General features: G+C 65.8%; 15 protein-coding genes and 1 pseudogene. 8 read left to right on the plus strand and 8 right to left on the minus strand.

Annotation, left to right across the window (positions count from 1 at the left end; genetic code table 11):
- Positions 1 to 72: 72 nt before the first annotated feature.
- The gene (locus GIW81_RS12300; protein WP_154739689.1) at positions 73 to 1002 is read left to right on the plus strand and encodes a DUF2541 family protein; all 930 of its coding nucleotides are present in this window, start codon (positions 73 to 75) and stop codon (positions 1000 to 1002) included.
- Positions 1003 to 1076: 74 nt separating this feature from the next.
- Here GIW81_RS12300 and GIW81_RS12305 read toward each other — a convergent pair whose 3' ends face one another.
- The 7 genes from GIW81_RS12305 to GIW81_RS12335 all read right to left on the minus strand — a co-directional run bounded on the left by GIW81_RS12305 (position 1077) and on the right by GIW81_RS12335 (position 10506).
- Entirely contained in the window at positions 1077 to 3932 is a 2856-nt protein-coding gene (locus GIW81_RS12305) for a phosphoenolpyruvate carboxylase (RefSeq protein ID WP_154739690.1), read from the minus strand.
- 115 nt (positions 3933 to 4047) lie between these two features.
- Positions 4048 to 4947, minus strand: coding sequence for a succinate--CoA ligase subunit alpha (sucD, locus tag GIW81_RS12310; protein ID WP_154739691.1), 900 nt, complete (start codon positions 4945 to 4947; stop codon positions 4048 to 4050).
- 13 nt (positions 4948 to 4960) lie between these two features.
- Positions 4961 to 6127, minus strand: coding sequence for a malate--CoA ligase subunit beta (locus tag GIW81_RS12315; RefSeq protein WP_154739692.1), 1167 nt, complete (start codon positions 6125 to 6127; stop codon positions 4961 to 4963).
- A 30-nt stretch (positions 6128 to 6157) separates the two neighbouring features.
- Positions 6158 to 7120, minus strand: coding sequence for an HpcH/HpaI aldolase/citrate lyase family protein (locus GIW81_RS12320; RefSeq protein ID WP_154739693.1), 963 nt, complete (start codon positions 7118 to 7120; stop codon positions 6158 to 6160).
- Positions 7121 to 7247: 127 nt separating this feature from the next.
- Entirely contained in the window at positions 7248 to 8462 is a 1215-nt protein-coding gene (locus tag GIW81_RS12325; protein WP_154739694.1) for an aminotransferase class V-fold PLP-dependent enzyme, read from the minus strand.
- Positions 8463 to 8834: 372 nt separating this feature from the next.
- Positions 8835 to 9485, minus strand: coding sequence for a response regulator transcription factor (locus GIW81_RS12330; RefSeq protein ID WP_154739695.1), 651 nt, complete (start codon positions 9483 to 9485; stop codon positions 8835 to 8837).
- A gap of 67 nt (positions 9486 to 9552) precedes the next feature.
- Positions 9553 to 10506 (minus strand): cation diffusion facilitator family transporter, encoded by a 954-nt coding sequence (locus GIW81_RS12335; protein ID WP_154739696.1) that lies wholly within the window; start codon positions 10504 to 10506, stop codon positions 9553 to 9555.
- 149 nt (positions 10507 to 10655) lie between these two features.
- On the opposite strand from GIW81_RS12335, the pseudogene GIW81_RS12340 reads away from it, so the two are divergent.
- The 7 genes and pseudogenes from GIW81_RS12340 to GIW81_RS12370 all read left to right on the plus strand — a co-directional run.
- Positions 10656 to 11012 (plus strand): annotated as a pseudogene (locus GIW81_RS12340) (EamA family transporter); the annotation flags it as partial.
- 190 nt (positions 11013 to 11202) lie between these two features.
- Positions 11203 to 12837, plus strand: coding sequence for a formate--tetrahydrofolate ligase (locus GIW81_RS12345; RefSeq protein ID WP_154740739.1), 1635 nt, complete (start codon positions 11203 to 11205; stop codon positions 12835 to 12837).
- 213 nt (positions 12838 to 13050) lie between these two features.
- Positions 13051 to 14445, plus strand: coding sequence for a circularly permuted type 2 ATP-grasp protein (locus tag GIW81_RS12350; protein ID WP_154740740.1), 1395 nt, complete (start codon positions 13051 to 13053; stop codon positions 14443 to 14445).
- A gap of 31 nt (positions 14446 to 14476) precedes the next feature.
- Complete coding sequence (locus GIW81_RS12355; RefSeq protein ID WP_154739698.1) at positions 14477 to 15424, plus strand: alpha-E domain-containing protein; 948 nt, start codon at positions 14477 to 14479, stop codon at positions 15422 to 15424.
- A 15-nt stretch (positions 15425 to 15439) separates the two neighbouring features.
- Complete coding sequence (locus GIW81_RS19380) at positions 15440 to 16255, plus strand: transglutaminase family protein (protein ID WP_324615023.1); 816 nt, start codon at positions 15440 to 15442, stop codon at positions 16253 to 16255.
- Between the two features lie 48 nt (positions 16256 to 16303).
- The gene (locus tag GIW81_RS12365; RefSeq protein WP_154739699.1) at positions 16304 to 17041 is read left to right on the plus strand and encodes a proteasome-type protease; all 738 of its coding nucleotides are present in this window, start codon (positions 16304 to 16306) and stop codon (positions 17039 to 17041) included.
- Positions 17042 to 17175: 134 nt separating this feature from the next.
- Positions 17176 to 18525 carry a UDP-glucose dehydrogenase family protein gene (locus GIW81_RS12370; RefSeq protein WP_154739700.1) on the plus strand — a complete coding sequence of 450 codons (1350 nt, stop codon included), beginning with the start codon at positions 17176 to 17178 and terminating at the stop codon, positions 18523 to 18525.
- Here GIW81_RS12370 and GIW81_RS12375 read toward each other — a convergent pair.
- Positions 18456 to 19412 carry a type I secretion system permease/ATPase gene (locus GIW81_RS12375; RefSeq protein WP_154739701.1) on the minus strand — a complete coding sequence of 319 codons (957 nt, stop codon included), beginning with the start codon at positions 19410 to 19412 and terminating at the stop codon, positions 18456 to 18458. The genes GIW81_RS12370 and GIW81_RS12375 overlap by 70 nt on opposite strands.
- Between the last annotated feature and the right edge of the window lie 32 nt (positions 19413 to 19444).

A 19444-nucleotide genomic window follows, 5' to 3' on the forward strand; every position in this document is an offset into this window, starting at 1 on the left:
CATACTGAGCTAATAAGCACCGGCTACGAACGATTTGTCGGTGCGCGTCTTCGCCAACGAGGGGAGAGGTTCATGACGATCAGGCTGGCTCTGGCAGGCCTCGTCTTGGTGGCCGCGGGGGCCATCTCGATGCCGCAAGCGCGCGACGCAAGCGTGCTGCCGCTGGGCAAGAAAGTCCTTGAAGGCGGCAGGACCGCTTCGCCCCTGGTTGAGGTGCAGCAGAAGCGCCGTGGACGCCGGGTCAATACGCGCGAGACGGCGCCGGAAACCTCGGCTATCCCGCCCGGCAAGGCCGTGAACGGCGAGGTGCTGTTCGGCGTGCAGGACGTCGGCTTCCTCGTCGACCGCGACGTGATCCGCGTCGGTGCGGAGATCGGCAAATTCGACCGCATTCGCCTGCGCGTGCTGAAGAACGAAATTTTCGTCACCGACCTCAAGGCCGTGTTCGCGGACGGGCAGACCGAGACGCTGCTCACCGACGCCAAGATTCCGGCCGATCGCAAGACCGAGTGGATCCCGCTGAAGCACAAGGGCTTCATCAAGGAGATCCAGCTCGTCTATCGCTCCAAGCCCGACTTCAAGGGTCAGGCGCGCGTCGAGGTGTTCGGCGAATACGAGACCGGCTGGCTCGGCCCGAACGGTGAGGGTCGCAAATACAACGACGGCTGGGTGCTGCTCGGCACCGACACGGCCGGCTCGATCGGTTTCGACAAGGTCAAGATTCCCGTCGGCCAGAACGACGGCGGCTTCAAGCAGCTGCGCGTCTCGGTCAAGGACCGCGACGTGACGATGACCAACCTCGCAGTCGTCTATTCCGACGGCGCCAAGGACGAGGTCGAGAGCAAGCGCATCAAGATCGAGGCGGACGCCGCATTCGGCCCCGTCGATTTGAAGCAGGCCGCGACGATCAAAGAGATCGAGGCGACGTGGCGCTCACGCGCGATCGCCACTTCCAAGCGCGACCGCGCCTACGCCACCGTGCAGGTGTGGGGCAAGCACTGAACTTGGTGATGTCTTGAATGCAAAAAGGGCGGCGCTTGGCGCCGCCCTTTTTCGTTTGCAGATCGGATATCGGATCAGCCGAAGGCGCCGAAGTGGTGCGAGATGCCGGTGCCGATCTCGCGGATGAGCTCGTAGGCCTCTTCCATCGGCGCGAGGATTTCCGTCTCCACGCGGCCGTAGTCGTCGATGCCGTGCGGGCGGTAGGTCGCCTTCTCCGCGTAGCGGCCGCCGTCATCGTCGCCTGCCTCCATGCGCCGCGGGAACGCCTGGCGCATTTCCGCGACGACCGCCGGAACGTCGAGCATCAGCGCCATCTCGAACAGCTGGCGATGCGAGATCTCGCGCGTGGCGAAACGCGGCATCTGCGCGGCGAGGATGAAGACGCGCATGATCAGCGCCAGGCGGATCGCCTGCAGGAGGTCGAGCTCCAGCCGGGTATCGTCGGGGATCTTGCCGCCCTCGATGCCGATCTCCTCCAGCATCGCGTGCAGCTCGACGGCGTCGAGACGCAGGTGGTGCACCAGGCTGTTGATCTCACCGTTGCGGTCGTCGGAGAGCAGCAGGTTGGCGAGCGCGCGGAAGGCCGGGTCGAGGTTCGCCTCGCGACCCCATGAGGCGCGCCAAGCCCAGAAGCCCGGATCGAAGACGATGGCGTTGGCACCCATGGCGTTGAGGCTGGAGAGCTGCTTGCCGCGCGCGATCATCTCCAAAAGCGGCCGCAAACGCTGGGAATTTCGTGCGAGTTCGATGAAGCGCTCGCGCTCCGAGCCGACCGCGGCGCCGAGACCGGCGACGACATTCGCCACGTAGCCAAACTGCTGCAGGATGGCGTTGTTGGGGATGGCACGCATGCGCGAAACCGCGCTGCGGTCGATGGCGCCTGCGGCGTCCATCTGCCGCTTCACCGGACGCGAGCCGGTCTTGAACAAGATATTCGGGCCAAAGGCGCTGAGCACGGCGCGATAGCCCGGATGCTCGAACAAGTGCTCCTGGTAGGCGCGCAGGCGGCCGATGAAGTCGAGGCGCAGGTCGGTGTCCTCGTAGAACGGATCCTCGGCCTCGGCCGGCACCTCACCGTCCATGATGACGGTGGCGAGCGCGCGCGTCGTCAGGCGGCGGTTGGCGAAGAACAGATAGCCGTCGCCGCCCTGAAAGCTCGTCTCGTGCTTGATCGGAATGCCGTGCTGGGCGAAGCGGCGGCGGGATTCGTCGGAGAACACGTAGTGCAGGCGGGTGCGCATCTCGCCCGGATGTGCGCCGCGGCCCATCGACTCGCCGTGGGTGGAGAAGATGAGGGTCTCGATGCCCTTCACTTCGGAACCGCCGATCGCTTCGGCGACGCCGTGGTGCAGGCGCTCGATGGCCAGCGTCGCGGCGATCTGGCCGACGAAGCGGCCGGCGTCGGAGAAGCCCGTCTGCAGCGACAGGCGGCGGCGCTTGCGCACGTAGTTGATGTAGGCCTTTTCCTCGAGCAGGCGCTCGACGATACGCGCGGCAGTCTCGAGGCCGAGCGGCGTCTCGAACAGCGGCGACACGTCGGTGATGTGGTCGACACCAAAGAGCGTGGCGAAGAAAATGGCGATCAGCACCGTCGCCGGGGATTCCGTCTCGGCGATGAGGAAGCGGACCGGCGTCTCGCGGTCGACGTGCTTCTGGATCTGGGCGATGAGCGCAAACTGGCGGATGGCGGTCGCCGTCTCGAGGTCGAGCGACTCGAAGTTGACGGTCTCGTTGCGCGCCGTCTCGATCATGCCGACGATACGCGCCAGCGCCTGGCTTTCCGACAGGTCGCGCGTCCACGGCTCGTGCACGAAGGCGCGGAAGGCGTTGTTGAGCTGCACGGCGTTGATGCGCAGGTGGATGTGCGCGGTGCCGAGACCCGTCGCCTCCATCAGGCCGGCGAGCACGGCAACGCCGCGCTTGCCCTTGCCGTCGGGCAGCGCGTCGATGAGCTGCCGGAACAGGCTGACGATCGGCTCGATAGTGGTGATGTTGTAGCCGTCGGCGCGGGTGATGACGTTGGCCGCGTCGGCGAGCGGCGTGCTCGTAGTCATCACCTTGTTGAGCGCTTCGATTTGCTCGTCGACGGCGGCGATGGTGAGGTCGAGCTTGCCGGTCACCTGGCGGGAGAGACGCTGCGCCTCTCCGTCCGCCGGGAGGTCGTTCTTCACGCCGATGAAGCGCTCGCGGATGTCCGCCAGCGAGGCGCGCTTCTCCTTGAGGCGCAGGATGAACGACTTGCGCCAGTCGATGTCGGTGCGGCCGTCAAGGTCGTAGCCAACCCAGCAGGCGAAGGTCGCGAGCTTCGGGCGCAGCGTATAGGCCTTGTCGCCGAAGCGATGCACGGCGGCGGAGAAGAAGCTGTCGAGCAGCTCGACGTAGGCGTTGCGCAGGTTCTGGATGGCGTTCTGGGCGCGGCCGTGCTCATAGCCGAGATCGATGTTCTCGTCCGGGCGATGCGGCACGCCGATGCGCGTATTCGGGTCGACCTCGTCAGCGACGGCAATCTCGACGATGCGCTTTGACAGCGCGTCTGATAGGCCGAACGTCGGGTGGGCGGTGAGGACGATGCCGGTACGCGGGCGCTCCCACCGGGCCTTGAAGGCCTCGAAGTCGGTGGCGGCAGCGGCGTTTTCGACGAAGTCTTCGAATTCCTTGTAGGTCGTGCCGCGGTCGACGAAGCCGACGCGCTCGCGCAGGTGAAGGGCACGCTGCACGCAGGCGCGGTCCATGAGGCGGCCGGCGAGCGCCTTTACCTCGTCAATGCTGATCTCGCCGGCTTCAAGGCGCCGCGATAGGTTGAAGGCGAGGCTGACGATGGGATTGAGCGCAGGCGAATCGGGGATCTGCGTGCGCATGGCGCGCAGCTCATCGCGCAGCCGGAATTCGTCGAGCTTTCCGGAAGCGGCCGGCTGCACGTCTTTAGGCATTCATAGTCTCCACGTTTCGCATTGCCGCCGCCAGCAACGGTGCGCCGATCCGTGAAGAGCTCGGGGTCGCCGGGGGAACGAGGCCCGCCCCTCATGGGCGGGCCCCAAGCTTTCTTTAAGCGACTTTCTTCAACGAGTTCAGAACACCCGCAATCGTCGCACCCATTTCGGACGGGGTGGGCGCAATGGTCACGCCGCAGCCTTTCAAGATCTCGACCTTCTCCGGCGCGGACTCGCCGAACGCGGAGATGATCGCGCCGGCATGGCCCATCTTGCGGCCCTTCGGCGCCGACAGACCGGCGATGTAGGCAACGACCGGCTTCTTCATGTGGTCGCGGGCGTACTGGCCAGCCTCGGCCTCCTGCGGACCGCCGATCTCGCCGATCAGCAGCACCGCGTCGGTCTCCGGATCCTTCTCGAAGTGCTCGAGAATGTCGCGGAACGAGGAGCCGTTGATCGGGTCGCCACCGATGCCGACCGAGGTCGACACGCCGATGCCGAGCGCCTTCATCTGCGAGGCGGCCTCGTAGCCGAGCGTGCCCGAGCGGCCGACGATGCCGACGCGCCCGTTGAGGTAGATGTGGCCCGGCATGATGCCCAGCATCGCTTTGCCCGGAGAGATGGTGCCGGCGCAGTTGGGGCCGGTGAGCACCATGCGGTTCTCCTTCTTGTAGCGCCGCATGTAGCGCTTCACGCGGATCATGTCCTGCGCGGGGATGCCGTCGGTGATGCAGACGCAATACTTGATGCCCGCATCGGCGGCTTCCATGATCGCGTCGGCCGCGAACGGCGGCGGCACGAAGACGATGGAGGCCTCCGCCTTTGTCTCCTGCACCGCGCCCTTCATGGTGTTGAACACCGGACGGCCGAGGTGCGAGGTGCCGCCCTTACCGGGGGTCACGCCGCCGACGACGTTGGTGCCGTAGTCGATCATCTCCTGGGCGTGGAAGGTGCCGATGCGCCCGGTGAAGCCCTGGATGAGAACGGGGGTGTTCTCGTTGATGAAAATTGCCATGTGAGCGTTCTCCCTAGGCGGCTTTGGCGGCCGCGACGGCTTTTTGCGCCGCTTCAGCCAGTGTTTCTGCAGTGATGACCGTGAGGCCGCTCTGATCGAGAATGCGGCGGCCTTCCTCGACGTTCGTGCCGGCGAGGCGGACGACGACCGGCATCTTGATGTTGAGGTCGTGCACGGCATCGACGACGCCCTTGGCGACCCAATCGCACCGATTGATGCCGGCGAAGACGTTCAGCAGCAGCGCCTTGACCTTCTTATCCTTGAGCACCGCCTTGAACGACTTGGCGACGCGCTCCGGAGAAGCGCCACCGCCGATGTCGAGGAAGTTGGCGGGCTCGCCGCCGGCCAGCTTGATCATGTCGAGCGTGGCCATGGCGAGGCCGGCGCCGTTCACGACGCAGCCGATGTCGCCGTCGAGGCCGACGTAGGCGAGGCCGCGGTCGGAGGCGTAGGTCTCGCGCGGGTCTTCCTGGCTCTTGTCGCGCAGCTCGGCGATGTGCGGGCGGCGGAACAGGGCGTTGTCGTCGAACGACATCTTCGCGTCGAGCGCGAGGAGGTTCTTGTCCTTGGTCACGACCAGCGGGTTGATCTCGACCATGGTGGCGTCGAGGTCGCGGAACGCGCGGTAGCAGGCCATGATCGTCGGGACCAGTTTGTTGATCACCTCCGGGTCGACGCCGAGGCCGTAAGCCACTTCGCGAGCCTGGAACTGCTGCATGCCGACGGCCGGATCGACCGTCACGCGGATGATCGTGTCGGGCTGCTTGGCGGAGATCTCCTCGATCTCCATGCCGCCCGCCGCCGAGGCGACGACCATGATGCGCTCGGTAGCGCGGTCCATGACGAACGCCAGGTAGATCTCCTTGGCGATGTCGGTCGCTTCCTCGATGTAGAGGCGCGACACCAGCTTGCCCTGCGGGCCCGTCTGGTGCGTAGCGAGCTTCTTGCCGAGCAGAGCCTCAGCGGCGCGCTCGATCTCGTGGTCGGTGGCGCAGACCTTGATGCCGCCGGCCTTGCCGCGGGCACCGGAGTGGATCTGGGCTTTGACGACCCACTTGCTGCCGCCGATCTCGGTGGCGCGGTAGGTGGCCTGCTCGGGGCTATAAGCGATGCCACCGCGAGGAATCGGCACGCCGAACTTCGAGAGAAGTTCCTTGGCCTGGTACTCGTGGATATCCATTGTCTCTTATTCCTTGCTTGGATCGGTTGCTCAGGCGGCCTTGGAGCGGGCAGCTTCGCCCTTCTTGATGGCGGCAGCGGTGGCGAGAAGGTTGTTCGCCATCTTCTCCGAAGCGGCGTCGATCATCTTGCCGTCGAGCGAAGCAGCGCCCTTGCCCTGCGCCTCGGCCTCCTTGAGGGCAGCGAGAATGCGCTCGGCGCGCTCGATTTCCTTGGGGGTCGGCGAGAACACTTCGTTGGCAAGCTCGATCTGCGAGGGATGGATTGCCCACTTGCCTTCGATGCCGAGCGCCGCGGCGCGCTTGGCGCCCGCGGTGTAGCCAGCCGGATCGGAGAAGTCGCCGAACGGACCGTCGATCGGACGCAGGCCGAAAGCGCGGCAGGCGACGGTCATGCGCGACAGCGCGAAGTGCCACTGGTCGCCCGGATAGTCGGGGTTGAGGCCGCCGATGACCACGGTGCGCGCCTTGTTGAAGGCGGCGTAGTCGGCGACGCCGAAGTGCATGGCCTCGAGACGGCTGTTGGCCGACGCGATCGATTCAACATTGGCCATGCCGAGCGGGGTCTCGATAAGCGCTTCCATGCCGATCTTGTTCGGCAGGCCCTTTGCGACTTCGATCTGGCTGACGAAGCTTTCGATGGCGTAGACGTCGGCGTAGGTGCCGACCTTAGGAATGAGAATGGTGTCGAGCTTGGCACCGGCCTGCTCGACGATGTCGACCACGTCGCGGCAGCAGTAGTGGGTGTCGAGGCCGTTGATGCGCACCGACACGGTCTTGCCGGCGCCCCGCCAATCGAGGTCGTTCAGCGCCTGAATGATGTTCTTGCGTGCCTGCTCCTTGTCCGGCGGAGCAACGGCGTCCTCGCAGTCGAGGAACACGTAGTCGGCGGCGCTGGCGAGCGCCTTCTCGATCATCGTGGGGTTGGAACCCGGGACGGCAAGCTCACTGCGCTGCAGGCGGGACTTGCGGAGGGGATATAGCGTGTAGCTCATCTAGGCGTTCCTCTGGGACGGTTTTTGATTGACCCTACGGTTCGCCTCGACCACCGGCCTTCGGCAAACCACTTACTGCTCAGTAAAACAGAGCGGCGCCACATACGCGGCGCCACTCCAATGCGATCTAGCTGGCGAGCCTCAGCTTCGGCTCCGCGCGGCTGGTGGCGGATGCCTTGGTAGTGGAGCGGAAGTACTCCGCCGCCGCGCCGCTGCCCGAGCCCGGAACGACGTCGATGCCGCAATCGCGCATCGCCATCTCCGCTCCGAACAGCGCACCGCCGATCATGACCTCATCGAGCGCACCCAAGTGGCCGATGCGGAAGACCTTGCCGGCGACCTTGTTGAGGCCGACGCCGAACGAAAGGTTGTAGCGATAGAAGGCCGTCTTCACGACCTGGGCGCTGTCGACGCCTTCGGGAACGAGGATCGCGCTCACCGTGTCGGAGTGCCACTTCGGGTCCTTGGCGCACAGCTTGAGGCCCCAGGCACCGACCGCCTTGCGCACGCCTTCGGCGAGGCGGTGATGACGCGCGAACACGTTGTCGAGGCCCTCGCCGAGCAGGAGGTCGAGCGAGGCGCGCAGGCCGCGCAGCAGCTGCGTCGCCGGCGTGTAGGGGAAGTAGCCGTTGTCGTTGTTCTTGATCATGTCCTCGAAGGAGAAGTAGCACCGCTCCATCTTCGACGTTTTGGCGGCTTCGAGCGCCTTGTTGCTCACGGCGAGGATGCCGAGGCCGGTCGGCAGCATGAAGCCCTTCTGCGAGCCGGAGACGCAACAGTCGACGCCCCACTCCTCCATGCGGAAGTCGATGCAGCCGACGGAGCTCACGCCGTCGACGAAGAGGAGCGCGGGGTGCTTGGCGTCGTTGAGCGCCTTGCGCAGGCCGGCGATGTCGGAGGTGACGCCGGTGGCGGTCTCGTTGTGGGTGGCGAAGACGGCCTTGATCTCGTGGTTCTTATCGGCGGTGAGGATCTCGGCGTACTTCTCGACCGGAACGCCCGTGCCCCATTCCTCGTCGAGCACCTGCACGTTGAGGCCGAGGCGCTGCGCCATGTCGACCCAGAGCAGCGAGAACTGGCCGAAGCGGCTCATCAGAACTTTGTCGCCGCGATTGAGCGTGTTGGAGATCGCCGACTCCCACGCGCCCGTGCCCGACGACGGAAACAGGAAGACGCGGCCGTTGGTGAGCTTGAAGGCCTTCTTCACGTCCTCGAAGAGCGGCAGCGTGAACTTGGGAAACTCGGGCGAGCGCATGTCTTCCATGCGGATGTCCATCGCCGAGCGCACGGCCTCGGGAATCTTCGTCGGTCCGGGAATGAAGAGATGCGTCGTGACGAGCATAAAGTGCTTCCTCCGAGTCGCCGTCTTGCGTGGTGCGGCCTAGTTGGCGCCTGTGCGCGAGCCCCGTCGTCGCGCCCGGCGACGGATTGTTCTTGCTGTTGCTTGCGGCTGGGCCGGAAGCATCTATTTACACTGCTGTCTTTGCAACACCCGTTCGGGCAGCCGCGCAGCGCTCTCGGGTAGTGGTGTGATTGGCCAAGTGGGTAGTCGCTCCTACCCACCCTGCCCAACGAACGCGCAGCCTGCTCCTCGCAGACGAAACCGCACGCGTCGCCGCGACCGAAACCCGCGGAAACATTAGCGGCTTAGCTCGACTGTGCAATGTGCAAAAAAGCGCGCACGCATTGTGCAGCGCGTCATCGGCGCAGCGTCTCAGCGCTGATCCATCGTCGTCTGCATGTAGAGCGCGACGGCCATCGCGCGATTGGAGACGCCGAGTTTGTCGTAGAGGTTCTTGAGGTGATACTTCACCGTGTTGCGCGAGATGCCGATGCGCGACGCGATCTGCAAGTTCGTCCAGCCGTTGGCGAGCGCCGTGAGCAGCTCGCGCTCACGCGACGTCAGCTCAGCGAACGGATCGGTGTTCAGCGTCTGCAGGTCGAGGTAGGGCAGCGACATGCGTCCGCGCGCGACCGCGGCGATGGTGTCGACGAGCACCGACGGCTCGTCGCTCTTGGAGATGAAACCCCAGGCGCCAAGGCGCACGGACTGGCGCAACACGTCTCTTCCAGGCTCGCCGGTGTAGATCACGATGCGCGTCGGCAGATGCCGGCGCTTCAACGCTGACAGCACCTCGCCCCCGGTCATGTCGGGCAGCGACCAGCCTATAATACCGATGTCGGTCGGGAACTGCTCGACTGCGGCGACGAACGCGGCGCCAGTGGCGTGCGCTTCCAGCACCTCGAAGCGGCCATCCCGATTGATGAAATCGCGCAGGCCCGAACGCACGACCGGGCTCTTGTCCGCGATCATGATCCGGGGGCGCGCATCGCCCTGCTTTGCCGACGAAAGCTGGTCAGTCATTGCCGCTTTGGTAGCAACGAACTTGAAGGAAACAGTCAAGAGTAGCCGGTCTCCCCAAGCCTTGCGTCTACACCTTGCCGCAGCCCTTGGCGTGCGCCGCGTCGGCGCAATCCTTGTGCTCGACCTCGACGGTAGCATGCACGACGCCGAACGCCTGCTTCAGCCGTGCCTTGATGGCAGCTGCAACTTGCTCCGGAGGCACGGTATCGCAGGTCTGGGCGTGCAGCGTCATGACGCGGCGGTTTTCGCTCAGCGACCAGGCGTGCACGTGGTGGACGGACTGCACGTCGGGGACGTTGGCCTCGAGATCCTTCTGCACCTCGCGCACGTCGAGGCCGCTCGGCGCGCCTTCGAGAAGGATGTGGCCGGACTCCTTGGTGATGTACCAGGCGCTGCGCAGGATCAGGAGCGTGATGACAATAGACAGGATCGGGTCGATCGGCGTCCACCCGGTCTGCAGGATGACGAGCGCGGCGATAATCGCCGCCACCGAGCCGAGCAGATCGCTGATGACGTGCAAGAGCGCGGCGCGGACGTTGAGATTTGCCTCGCCCCCGTGGCGCAGGATGAGCAGCGTGGCGACGTTCACGCACAGGCCGACGGCGGCGATGACGAGCATCGGGGCGCCGAGCACTGCGACGGGCTCGTAGATGCGTTCGATCGCCTCGTAGCAGATCATCGCCGAAATGAAGAACAGCGCGAGCCCATTGCTGAAAGCGGCCAGCACCTCGAAGCGCTCGAAGCCGTAGGTGCGCTTCCAATCGGCAGGGTGGCGCGCGAAACGGACGGCCAGCCAGGCGAGAATGAGGGCGGCGGCATCGGTCAGCATGTGCCCGGCGTCGGCCAAGAGCGCGAGAGAGCCGGAGATGATGCCGCCGGCGGCCTCGGCCACGAGCGTGATGGTGGTCAGCGCCGCGGCGAGAAGCAGGCGCCGCTCGTTGCGTTCGCCGGCCGAGTGGCTATGTCCCGCATGGCTGTGCGAGTGCCCGGCGTGCGCACCGTGAGAGTGGTCGTGTCCCATGCATTGCTCCTTGCCGGCTCACCTATAGCATCGCTCGCACGGGGCGATTTGTCCGGCAGAAAGTATGGTGAGGCTCGGGCAAACGGACGCGGCAAGCATCCCTCGCCCACCGGTCCTCGACGCAGCAAGCGGAACCTCAGTGTCACCCACCACGCGCGTGGCCGGTGCTGGTGCTGCTCGGCGTGTTCGCGGTGCCGGGCCACATGACGCTGGTGCGCGGCCTCGCGGTGAGCGACGCGTCATTCGCGATGACCCTGGATTTCAGTCGCCTGCCGTTCTCGGTACTGGTCGGCTATCTCGTCTTCGGCGAGCTGATCGACGGCTGGACTTGGGTCGGCGCCATCGTCATTTTCGCCGCCGCGGCCTTCGCCACCCACCGCGAGGCCAAAGCTCGCGCGCGCCCGCGCCGGAGCCGCGCCGGCGGTCCGGCAGGAAGCGACCGTCTGACCTCGCAAGCTCCGCACGCCGGGTGGGGGCGGTTCGCTTCTGTTAACGGTTTGGCTTAGCTGCAGTGCGGCATTGGCGTCCGGTCAAAAGTCGAGACTTGCGCGCCGCGCATGAACCGACAATATCGGCGCGGGAAATATTAAGCGGCCCGACGGATGCGGCCATAGGCGCCGCCAATAAGACGCTTTTGCTGGAGGAACGAGCCCCGTGACCATCAAGTCTGACATTGAGATTGCCCGCGCCGCGACGATGAAGCCGATCGCCGAGGTCGCCGCCAGAGTGGGCATCCCGGCCGACGCGATCGTCCCCTACGGCAATACCAAGGCCAAGGTCTCGTTCAAGCACATCGACAGCCTGAAGGACGGCAAGGACGGCAAGCTGATCCTGGTCACGGCCATCAGCCCAACGCCCGCCGGCGAAGGCAAGACAACGACGACGGTCGGCCTCGGCGACGGCCTCAACCGCATCGGCAAGAAGGCGATGATGTGCCTGCGCGAGCCGTCCCTCGGCCCGTGCTTCGGCGTCAAGGGCGGAGCGGCCGGCGGCGGCTACGCGCAGGTGGTGCCGATGGAGGACATCAACCTCCACTTCACCGGCGACTTCCATGCGATCACGAGTGCACACAATCTGCTCTCGGCGCTGATCGACAATCACATCTACTGGGGCAACAGCCTGGGCTTCGACACGCGCCGCATCGCCTGGAAGCGCGTGCTCGACATGAACGATCGCGCGCTGCGCGAGATCGTCAACTCGCTGGGCGGCGTCGCCAACGGCTTCCCGCGCACCGACGGCTTCGACATCACGGTCGCCTCCGAGGTGATGGCGATCCTCTGCTTATCGCTCGACCTGAAGGACCTGGAGCGCCGCCTCGGCAACATCATCGTCGGCTACACGCGCGACAAGACGCCGATCCGTGCCCGCGAGCTCAAGGCCGACGGCGCCATGACGGTGCTGCTCAAGGACGCGTTGATGCCGAACCTGGTGCAGACGCTGGAGAACAATCCCGTCTTCATCCACGGCGGCCCGTTCGCCAACATCGCGCACGGCTGCAACTCCGTGCTGGCGACCAAGTCGGCGCTGAAGATCGCCGACTACGTGGTGACGGAAGCTGGCTTCGGTGCCGATCTCGGCGCCGAGAAGTTCTTCGACATCAAGTGCCGCAAGGCCGGCCTCAAGCCGGACGCGGCGGTGGTCGTCGCCACCGTGCGCGCGCTGAAAATGCACGGCGGCGTCGCCAAGGATAATTTGAAGACCGAGAACGTGCTCGCGGTGAACAAGGGCTGCGAGAACCTGAAGCGCCACCTCGAGAACATGGCCAAGTTCGGCGTGCCGATCGCCGTAGCCATCAATCGCTTCGTCACCGACACCGACGCCGAGATGCAGGAGGTGATGAAGGCGGCCGAGAGCCTCGGCGCGCGCGCCTTCGTCTGCACGCACTGGGCCGACGGCGGCGCCGGCACCGAGGCGCTGGCCCGCCATATCGTCGAGTTGGCCGACGGCGGCCGGTCGGCGTTCAAGCCGCTCTATCCGGATGACATGACCCTACGCGACAAGGTCAAGACCATCGCCACCGAGATCTACCGCGCCTCCGACATCGCCTGTGACGCTTCTGTCGAAACCGCGTTCAAGGACCTCGAGGCGGGCGGCTTCGGCAAGCTGCCGGTGTGCATGGCGAAGACGCAGTACTCGTTCTCGACCGACCCCAACAAGCGTGGCGCGCCCGAGGGCCACATCGTACCGGTGCGCGAGCTTCGCCTGTCGGCCGGCGCCGAGTTCGTCGTCGTCGTTACCGGCGAGATCATGACCATGCCGGGCCTGCCGCGCGTGCCGGCCGCCGATTCCATCCGCCTCAACGCGGACGGCCAGATCGAGGGTCTGTTCTGATCTATTAGGGGCGGCCAGCACCCCTCCCCGATTTGCCATTTCTCAAGGCAAATGCCCGCAACTAAGGCAGCGATCCGTGTACGATTTGCTGCCACTTCTCGTAGTTTGCGGGCATGATGCGGCTTGGGTTGGCAATCGGGGCTGAAGTTGCGGCAAGAGCAGACGCAGAAGTCCATCAAGGCCGAAGCGGCGGTACGCAAGGCCTTCGATGAAATGAACGGCACCGGCAACGGTGTGCGCGCACCCTATCACGCTGTGTCGGAGTGGCTCGGAACGCAGCCGCTCGACGGTCTCAAGCAAAAGCTGCTCGAGGCGGAGACCATGTTCCGCCGCACCGGCATCACCTTCGCTGTCTACGGCAGCGAGGAAGCCGCCGAGCGGCTCATCCCCTTCGATATCATTCCGCGCATCATATCGGCCGAGGAATGGCGCCGGCTGACCGCCGGCATCGAGCAGCGCGTGCGCGCGCTCAATGCCTTCATGTACGACATCTACCACCGCCAGGAGATTCTCAAGGCGGGCAAGGTGCCGGAGGAGCTGGTGATCGCCAACTCCGCCTTCGTGCCGGAGATGATGGGCGTCGAGCCGCCCCTCGGCATCTACAGCCACATCATCGGCATCGATATCGTGCGCACCTCGGAGAACGACTTCTTCGTCCTGGAGGACAACACGCGCACCCCCTCGGGCGTGTCCTACATGCTCGAGAACCGCGAAACGATGATGCACATGTTCCCCGACCTGTTCGCCAAGAATCGCGTGGCGCCGGTCGAGGACTATCCCGAGAACCTGCTGAAGACGCTGGAGAGCGTCGCCCCGCGCGGGCTCGATCGCGAGCCGACGATCGCGCTGCTGACGCCCGGCCAGTACAACAGCGCCTACTTCGAGCACTCGTTCCTCGCCGATCAGATGGGCGTGGAGCTCGTCGAGGGGCACGACCTGACCGTCATCGACGGCTCGCTGCAGATGAAGACGACGCAGGGGCCGCGCCAGATCGACGTGCTCTACCGGCGCATCGACGACGACTTCCTCGATCCGCTCGTGTTCCGCGCCGACTCTGTGCTGGGCGTGCCCGGCCTTTTCGATCTCTACCGCTCCGGCCGCGTGACGATCGTCAACGCACCTGGCGGCGGCATCGCCGACGACAAGGCGATCTACAGCTACATCCCCGAGATCATTAAGTTCTACACCGGGCGCGCGCCGATCCTGCAGAACGTGCCGACCTACAACTGCCGCAGGCCCGACGATCTCAAGTACGTGCTCGAGCATCTGTCAGAGCTGGTGGTCAAGGAAGTGCACGGCTCCGGCGGCTACGGGATGCTTGTCGGCCCGACCGCCTCGGGCGCCGAGATCGAGGCCTTCCGTCGCAAGCTGGAAGCGAACGCCAGCAACTACATCGCCCAGCCGACGCTTGCGCTTTCGACCTGCCCGACGCTCGTCGAGGCGGGGGTCGCGCCGCGCCATCTCGATCTACGGCCGTTCGTGCTGTTTGGCGACGAGGTTCGCCTCACCGCCGGCGGCCTGACGCGCGTGGCGCTGCGGGCCGGCTCGCTCGTCGTCAACTCGAGCCAGGGCGGCGGCACCAAGGACACCTGGGTTCTGCAGGATTAAGAGCAAGCAAGAAGCGGACGCAGCACATCGCATGCTAGGACGGACGGCCAACGACCTTTACTGGCTGGCGCGCTACGTAGAGCGGGCCGAAAACATGGCGCGCCTCACCGAGGTGGGCTACCGCATCGTCTTGCTGCCGCGCGACGGCGACGGCACGCACGAGGAATGGCGGTCGACGCTCGCTAGCGCCGGCTGCGCGCAGGGGTATTTCGCCAAGCACGAGCAGCTCACCACGCGCGACGTGATCAATTACCTGCTGTTCGACTTCTCCAATCCGTCGAGCGTGAAGTCGTGCCTCGCTGCGGCACGCCGCAATGGCCGAGCGCAGCGTACCTCGCTGACACGCGACATGTGGGAGAGTTTGAACTCCGCGTGGATGGAGTTCTCCAACATCAATCCGTCGAGCGTTACGGCCGGCGAGCTGCCGCGCATTCTCGACTGGGTGCGCTCGCGCTCGGCGCTCTATCGCGGCGCTCTGCTCAACACGATCCTGCGCAACGACACGTTCTACTTCAGCCAGCTCGGCACGTTCCTGGAGCGGGCCGACAACACCGCTCGCATCCTCGATGTGAAGTATTACGTGCTGCTGCCGCAGATCGAGATGGTCGGCGGCGGCGTCGACAATGTGCAGTGGGGGGCGATCCTGCGCTCGGTCTCGGCGCACCGCAGCTATCGCTGGGTCTACAAACAGAACTACCGGCCGTGGAAGATCGCCGAGTACCTGATCCTCAATCAGGCCATGCCGCGCTCGCTGCGCTCCTGCTACGACGAGATCAACATATCGCTGACCGACATCGCCGAGCTCTATGGCGCGAAGCCGGCTTGTCACGAGACGGCTTCGTCGACGCGCAGGTTGCTGGCGCGGGGCAACATCGACAACATCTTCCAGTCGGGGCTGCACGAGTTCATCGAGGACTTCATCGTCCGCAACAACCGCCTGGGGAACGAGGTCGCCGAGGCATACCACTTCACCGGCTAGCGGGGGTCACGATCAGTGCTCGTCTCCATCGGTCATGTGACGCGCTACACATTTGCGTCGCCGGCGAACTACAGCATCCATACCCTGCATCTGACACCGCCGACGTTCGAGGGGCAGCGCGTATTGAGCTGGCGCGTCGAGATGCCGGGGATCGATAAGGCCGTCCGCTTTCGCGACGCCTTCGGCAACGTCTCGCACCTGGTCTCGATCCCGGGGCCGCATTCCGAGATCACCATAATCGCGCGCGGCACGGTCGAGACGCACGACAAGGCCGGCTTCGTGCGCGGGTTGACCGAGGTGTCGCCGACCCAGGTGTTCAAGCGCGAGACCGAGAAGACGGCGCCCGACGACGCCATCCGCGAGATGGTCGCGGACCTCAAGGCGCCAGACCGGATCGACCGGCTGCACGAGCTGATGCAAGTCATCGGCGAGCGGGTGAAATACACGGTCGGTGCGACCACTCCCCACACCAGCGCTGCCGAGGCGCTGAAGAACGGTCGCGGCGTCTGCCAGGACCACGCGCACGTCTTCATTGCCGCGGCTCGGCTCCTGGGCTTCCCGGCGCGCTACGTCAGCGGGTATTTCGTCACCGGCGGCGAGTACGGCTCTGAGGCCCAGCACGCGTGGGCTGAGGTGTTCATCGACGGCCTGGGCTGGCTCGGCTTCGACCCCGCTAACCAAATGTGCCCGACCGACCGCTACGTAAGGCTCGCCTGCGGGCTCGACGCCGCCTCGGCCGCGCCTATTACCGGCAACCGCCGCGGCGGTTTCGACGAGGTCCTTGACGTCTTCGTGGAAGTCCAGCAGCAAAGCAGCGCCCAGCAGCAGTAGCCCGGTCAACGGGCCGTGCGGGGTCTGGAAAGCGCTCGGGGACTGAAGATGACCTACTGCGTGGCATTGCGGCTGAATCGCGGGATCGTGTTCGCGGCCGACACGCGCACCAACGCCGGCGTCGACAACATCGCCCAGTTCCGCAAGATCCACTACTGGTCGAAGCCGGGTGAGCGCGTGCTCGTGCTGCTCACCGCCGGCAACCTGTCGCTCACCCAGTCCGTCGTCAGCCTCATCAACGAGCAGCTCGCCGGCAGCGAAGAGGATCCCGAGGCGCCGAGCCTCTTCAACGTGCCGACGATGTATCGCGCCGCGCGCCTCGTCGGCGACGCCGTGCGCGCCATCCGCGCGATCGACGGCCCGGCGCTGGAAGCGACAAAGACCGGGTTCACAGGCTCCTTCATCCTCGGCGGCCAGATCGGCAGCGAGCCGCCGCGACTCTTTCAGGTCTACTCGGAAGGCAACTTCATCGAGGCGACCGACGAGACGCCGTTCTTCCAGATCGGCGAGCACAAGTACGGCAAGCCGATCCTCGACCGCGTGGCGCAGCCGACGATGCGTCTCGGCGAAGCAGCGAAACTGGTCCTGCTCAGCTTCGATTCGACGCTGCGCTCGAACCTGTCGGTGGGCATGCCGATCGACATTCTGCTCTATGAGCGCGACAGCCTGAAGCTGCACCGCGAGAAGCGCATCTACCAGGACGACGAGTACTTCAAGAAGCTGTCGGCGTCCTGGTCGGAGGCGCTGCGTTCAGCCTTCACCAAGATCGAAGAATTCAACGTTTAGGCCGCGGCGGTGCGCTTACGCCGCAATTGTCACGTAACAGTGGTTGAGCTAGCGCGATAGCGTGTTGCGCTGATGGGGTTCCGGATCGGCCGTGGCGGGACAGTGTCCCACCGGCTGAAGCTGCGGAGGATGTCTTGAACATTTGCATGATTGGCGCCGGCTACGTCGGCCTCGTGTCTGCCGCCTGCTTCTCCGAGTTCGGCTGGACGGTTACCTGCGTCGACAAGGATCCGCAGCGCCTCGCCGAGCTGAAGGACGGCAAGTCGCCGATCTACGAGCCGGGCCTCGACGATCTACTGCAGCGGAACATGGCGGCGGGGCGCCTGCTGTTCACCGACAATCTCGGTCCCGCGGCGAAGAACGCCGACGTGATCCTGCTCGCGGTCGGCACGCCGATGCGCCGCGGCGACGGCTACGCGGATCTCTCCTACGTGTACGCGGCGGTGGAAGAAATCGCGCCGCACCTGAAGGGCTTCACGGTCATCGTGACGAAATCGACGGTGCCCGTCGGCACCAGCCGCGAGATCGAACGGCGCCTGCGCGCTGCGCGTTCCGACGGCGACTTCGCCATCTGCTCCAATCCGGAGTTCCTGCGTGAGGGCTCTGCCATCCAGGACTTCATGCATCCCGACCGCGTTCTGGTCGGCACCGACGACGAACGCGCCAAGGACGTCATGGGGCGCCTCTATCAGCCGCTGGCGCTGCGCAGTGCGCCGGTGATGTTCGTCGGTCGCGAGTCGGCGGAACTCGCCAAGTACGCGGCGAATGCCTTCCTGGCGTTGAAGATCAGCTTCATCAACGAGATCGCCGACCTGTGCGAACAGGTGGGCGCCGACGTGCAGGAGCTCGCCTCGGCGATCGGCAAGGACCGTCGCATCGGCGACAAGTTCCTGCATCCGGGGCCGGGCTACGGCGGATCGTGCTTCCCCAAGGACGTGTCGGCGCTCATTCGCACGGCGCGCGAGAACAAGTCGCCGGTATCGCTCATCGAGCAGGTGCAACGCGTCAACGACGAGCGCAAGATCGCCATGGCGCATCGTGTCGAGGCGGCCGCCGGCGGATCGGTGCGCGGCAAGACGATCGCCATCCTCGGCGCCACCTTCAAGCCTAACACCGACGACATGCGCGATGCGCCGAGCCTCATCATCGTGCCGATGCTGCAGGAGCGCGGCGCCACCGTGCGCGTCGTCGATCCGCAGGGGCGCCGGCAGGCCGAGCCGCTGCTGCCGGGCGTGACGTGGAGCGAAAGTGCGCTCGAGGCGGCGGCAGGGGCCGACGTGCTCGTCACCGTCACCGAGTGGAACGAGTTCCGCGCCCTCGACCTGAAGGCGGCGAAGGCGAAGATGCGCGGCGACGTGCTCGTCGACCTGCGCAACGTGTTCACCGCCGAGCTGGCGCATGCCGCAGGCTTCCGCTACTCCGCCGTCGGCCGCAAGCCGGAAGAGATAGACCTCGCGCCCGCGCCGCTGGCGCTCCGAGCCTGACCGCCGCTCTTGCGCAGGATGATCTGTACACCGGGGCGCGGCGCTAAGAGATGCGGTTCGTCAGGCGCGAGGACCGGCTTCGCCAAATGCTGCTGCAGCCGTTGGGCGCTGGTGCGGGCCGCCTTTACCCCCCGCCAATGCATGAAGACCAACTCCAGCGGACCAATGACGCGCGGCATGATGATCGACGCGGCGAGGATGCTGGCCGGAGCGCACGCGCCCGTCATGGCGAGGTAAACGCCCAGGCCCAGCGTCGCCGATTGCAGCCCCGGGCGCAGGGCGCGGATGATCGCGGTCGCTGCCATTGCGGGACGTGCGGCGGCGTCCTGCTCGCGCCGCAGGCGCGCGTTGCGGCGAAACCAGTCGCGCGCGTGAGACCGGCTCGCCGGCGCAGGGGTGAGTCGCCGGCGCTTCTCGGCGCTTCGCGCGGCGCAGAGCTCAGGGATGCGACTCAAGTGGGCGGCGGTCAGCAGGCAGCCGACGATCGCTAACGCGGCGACACTGGCAAGTACGCCGAACAGTGGGTGCAGCGCGAACATGGCAGCAGCGTAGAGGGGCAGCCACGGGAGATCGCACAGCGCTGGCGGGCCCTGACCGGCAAGGAACGCGCGCACCTGGTCGAGGTCGCGGACCTGCGTGGCTCCGAGGCGGCGCGCCGTTCGCGCGGCGAGCTTGAGGTCGACGCGGCGGGCACAGCGGGCAAAGACGCGCTGACGCGCAATGTCGACGGCCGCACCGCAGGCATAGAGCGTCAGCATGATTGCGGTGGCTGCCAGCAAGGCGTTGAAATCGTGCGCCGGGAGAACGCGTCCGTGCAGCAGCAGCATGTACAGGGGGCCGGCCAGCGCCAGCGCGTTGATGCCGGCGGTGCACGCGGCTACCGCCATGAGCTCGCGGCGTCCGAGCAAGGACCGGTACG

The sequence above is a fragment of the Hyphomicrobium album genome, from assembly GCF_009708035.1.
In the GTDB taxonomy this organism is placed as follows: Bacteria; Pseudomonadota; Alphaproteobacteria; order Rhizobiales; family Hyphomicrobiaceae; genus Hyphomicrobium_A; species Hyphomicrobium_A album.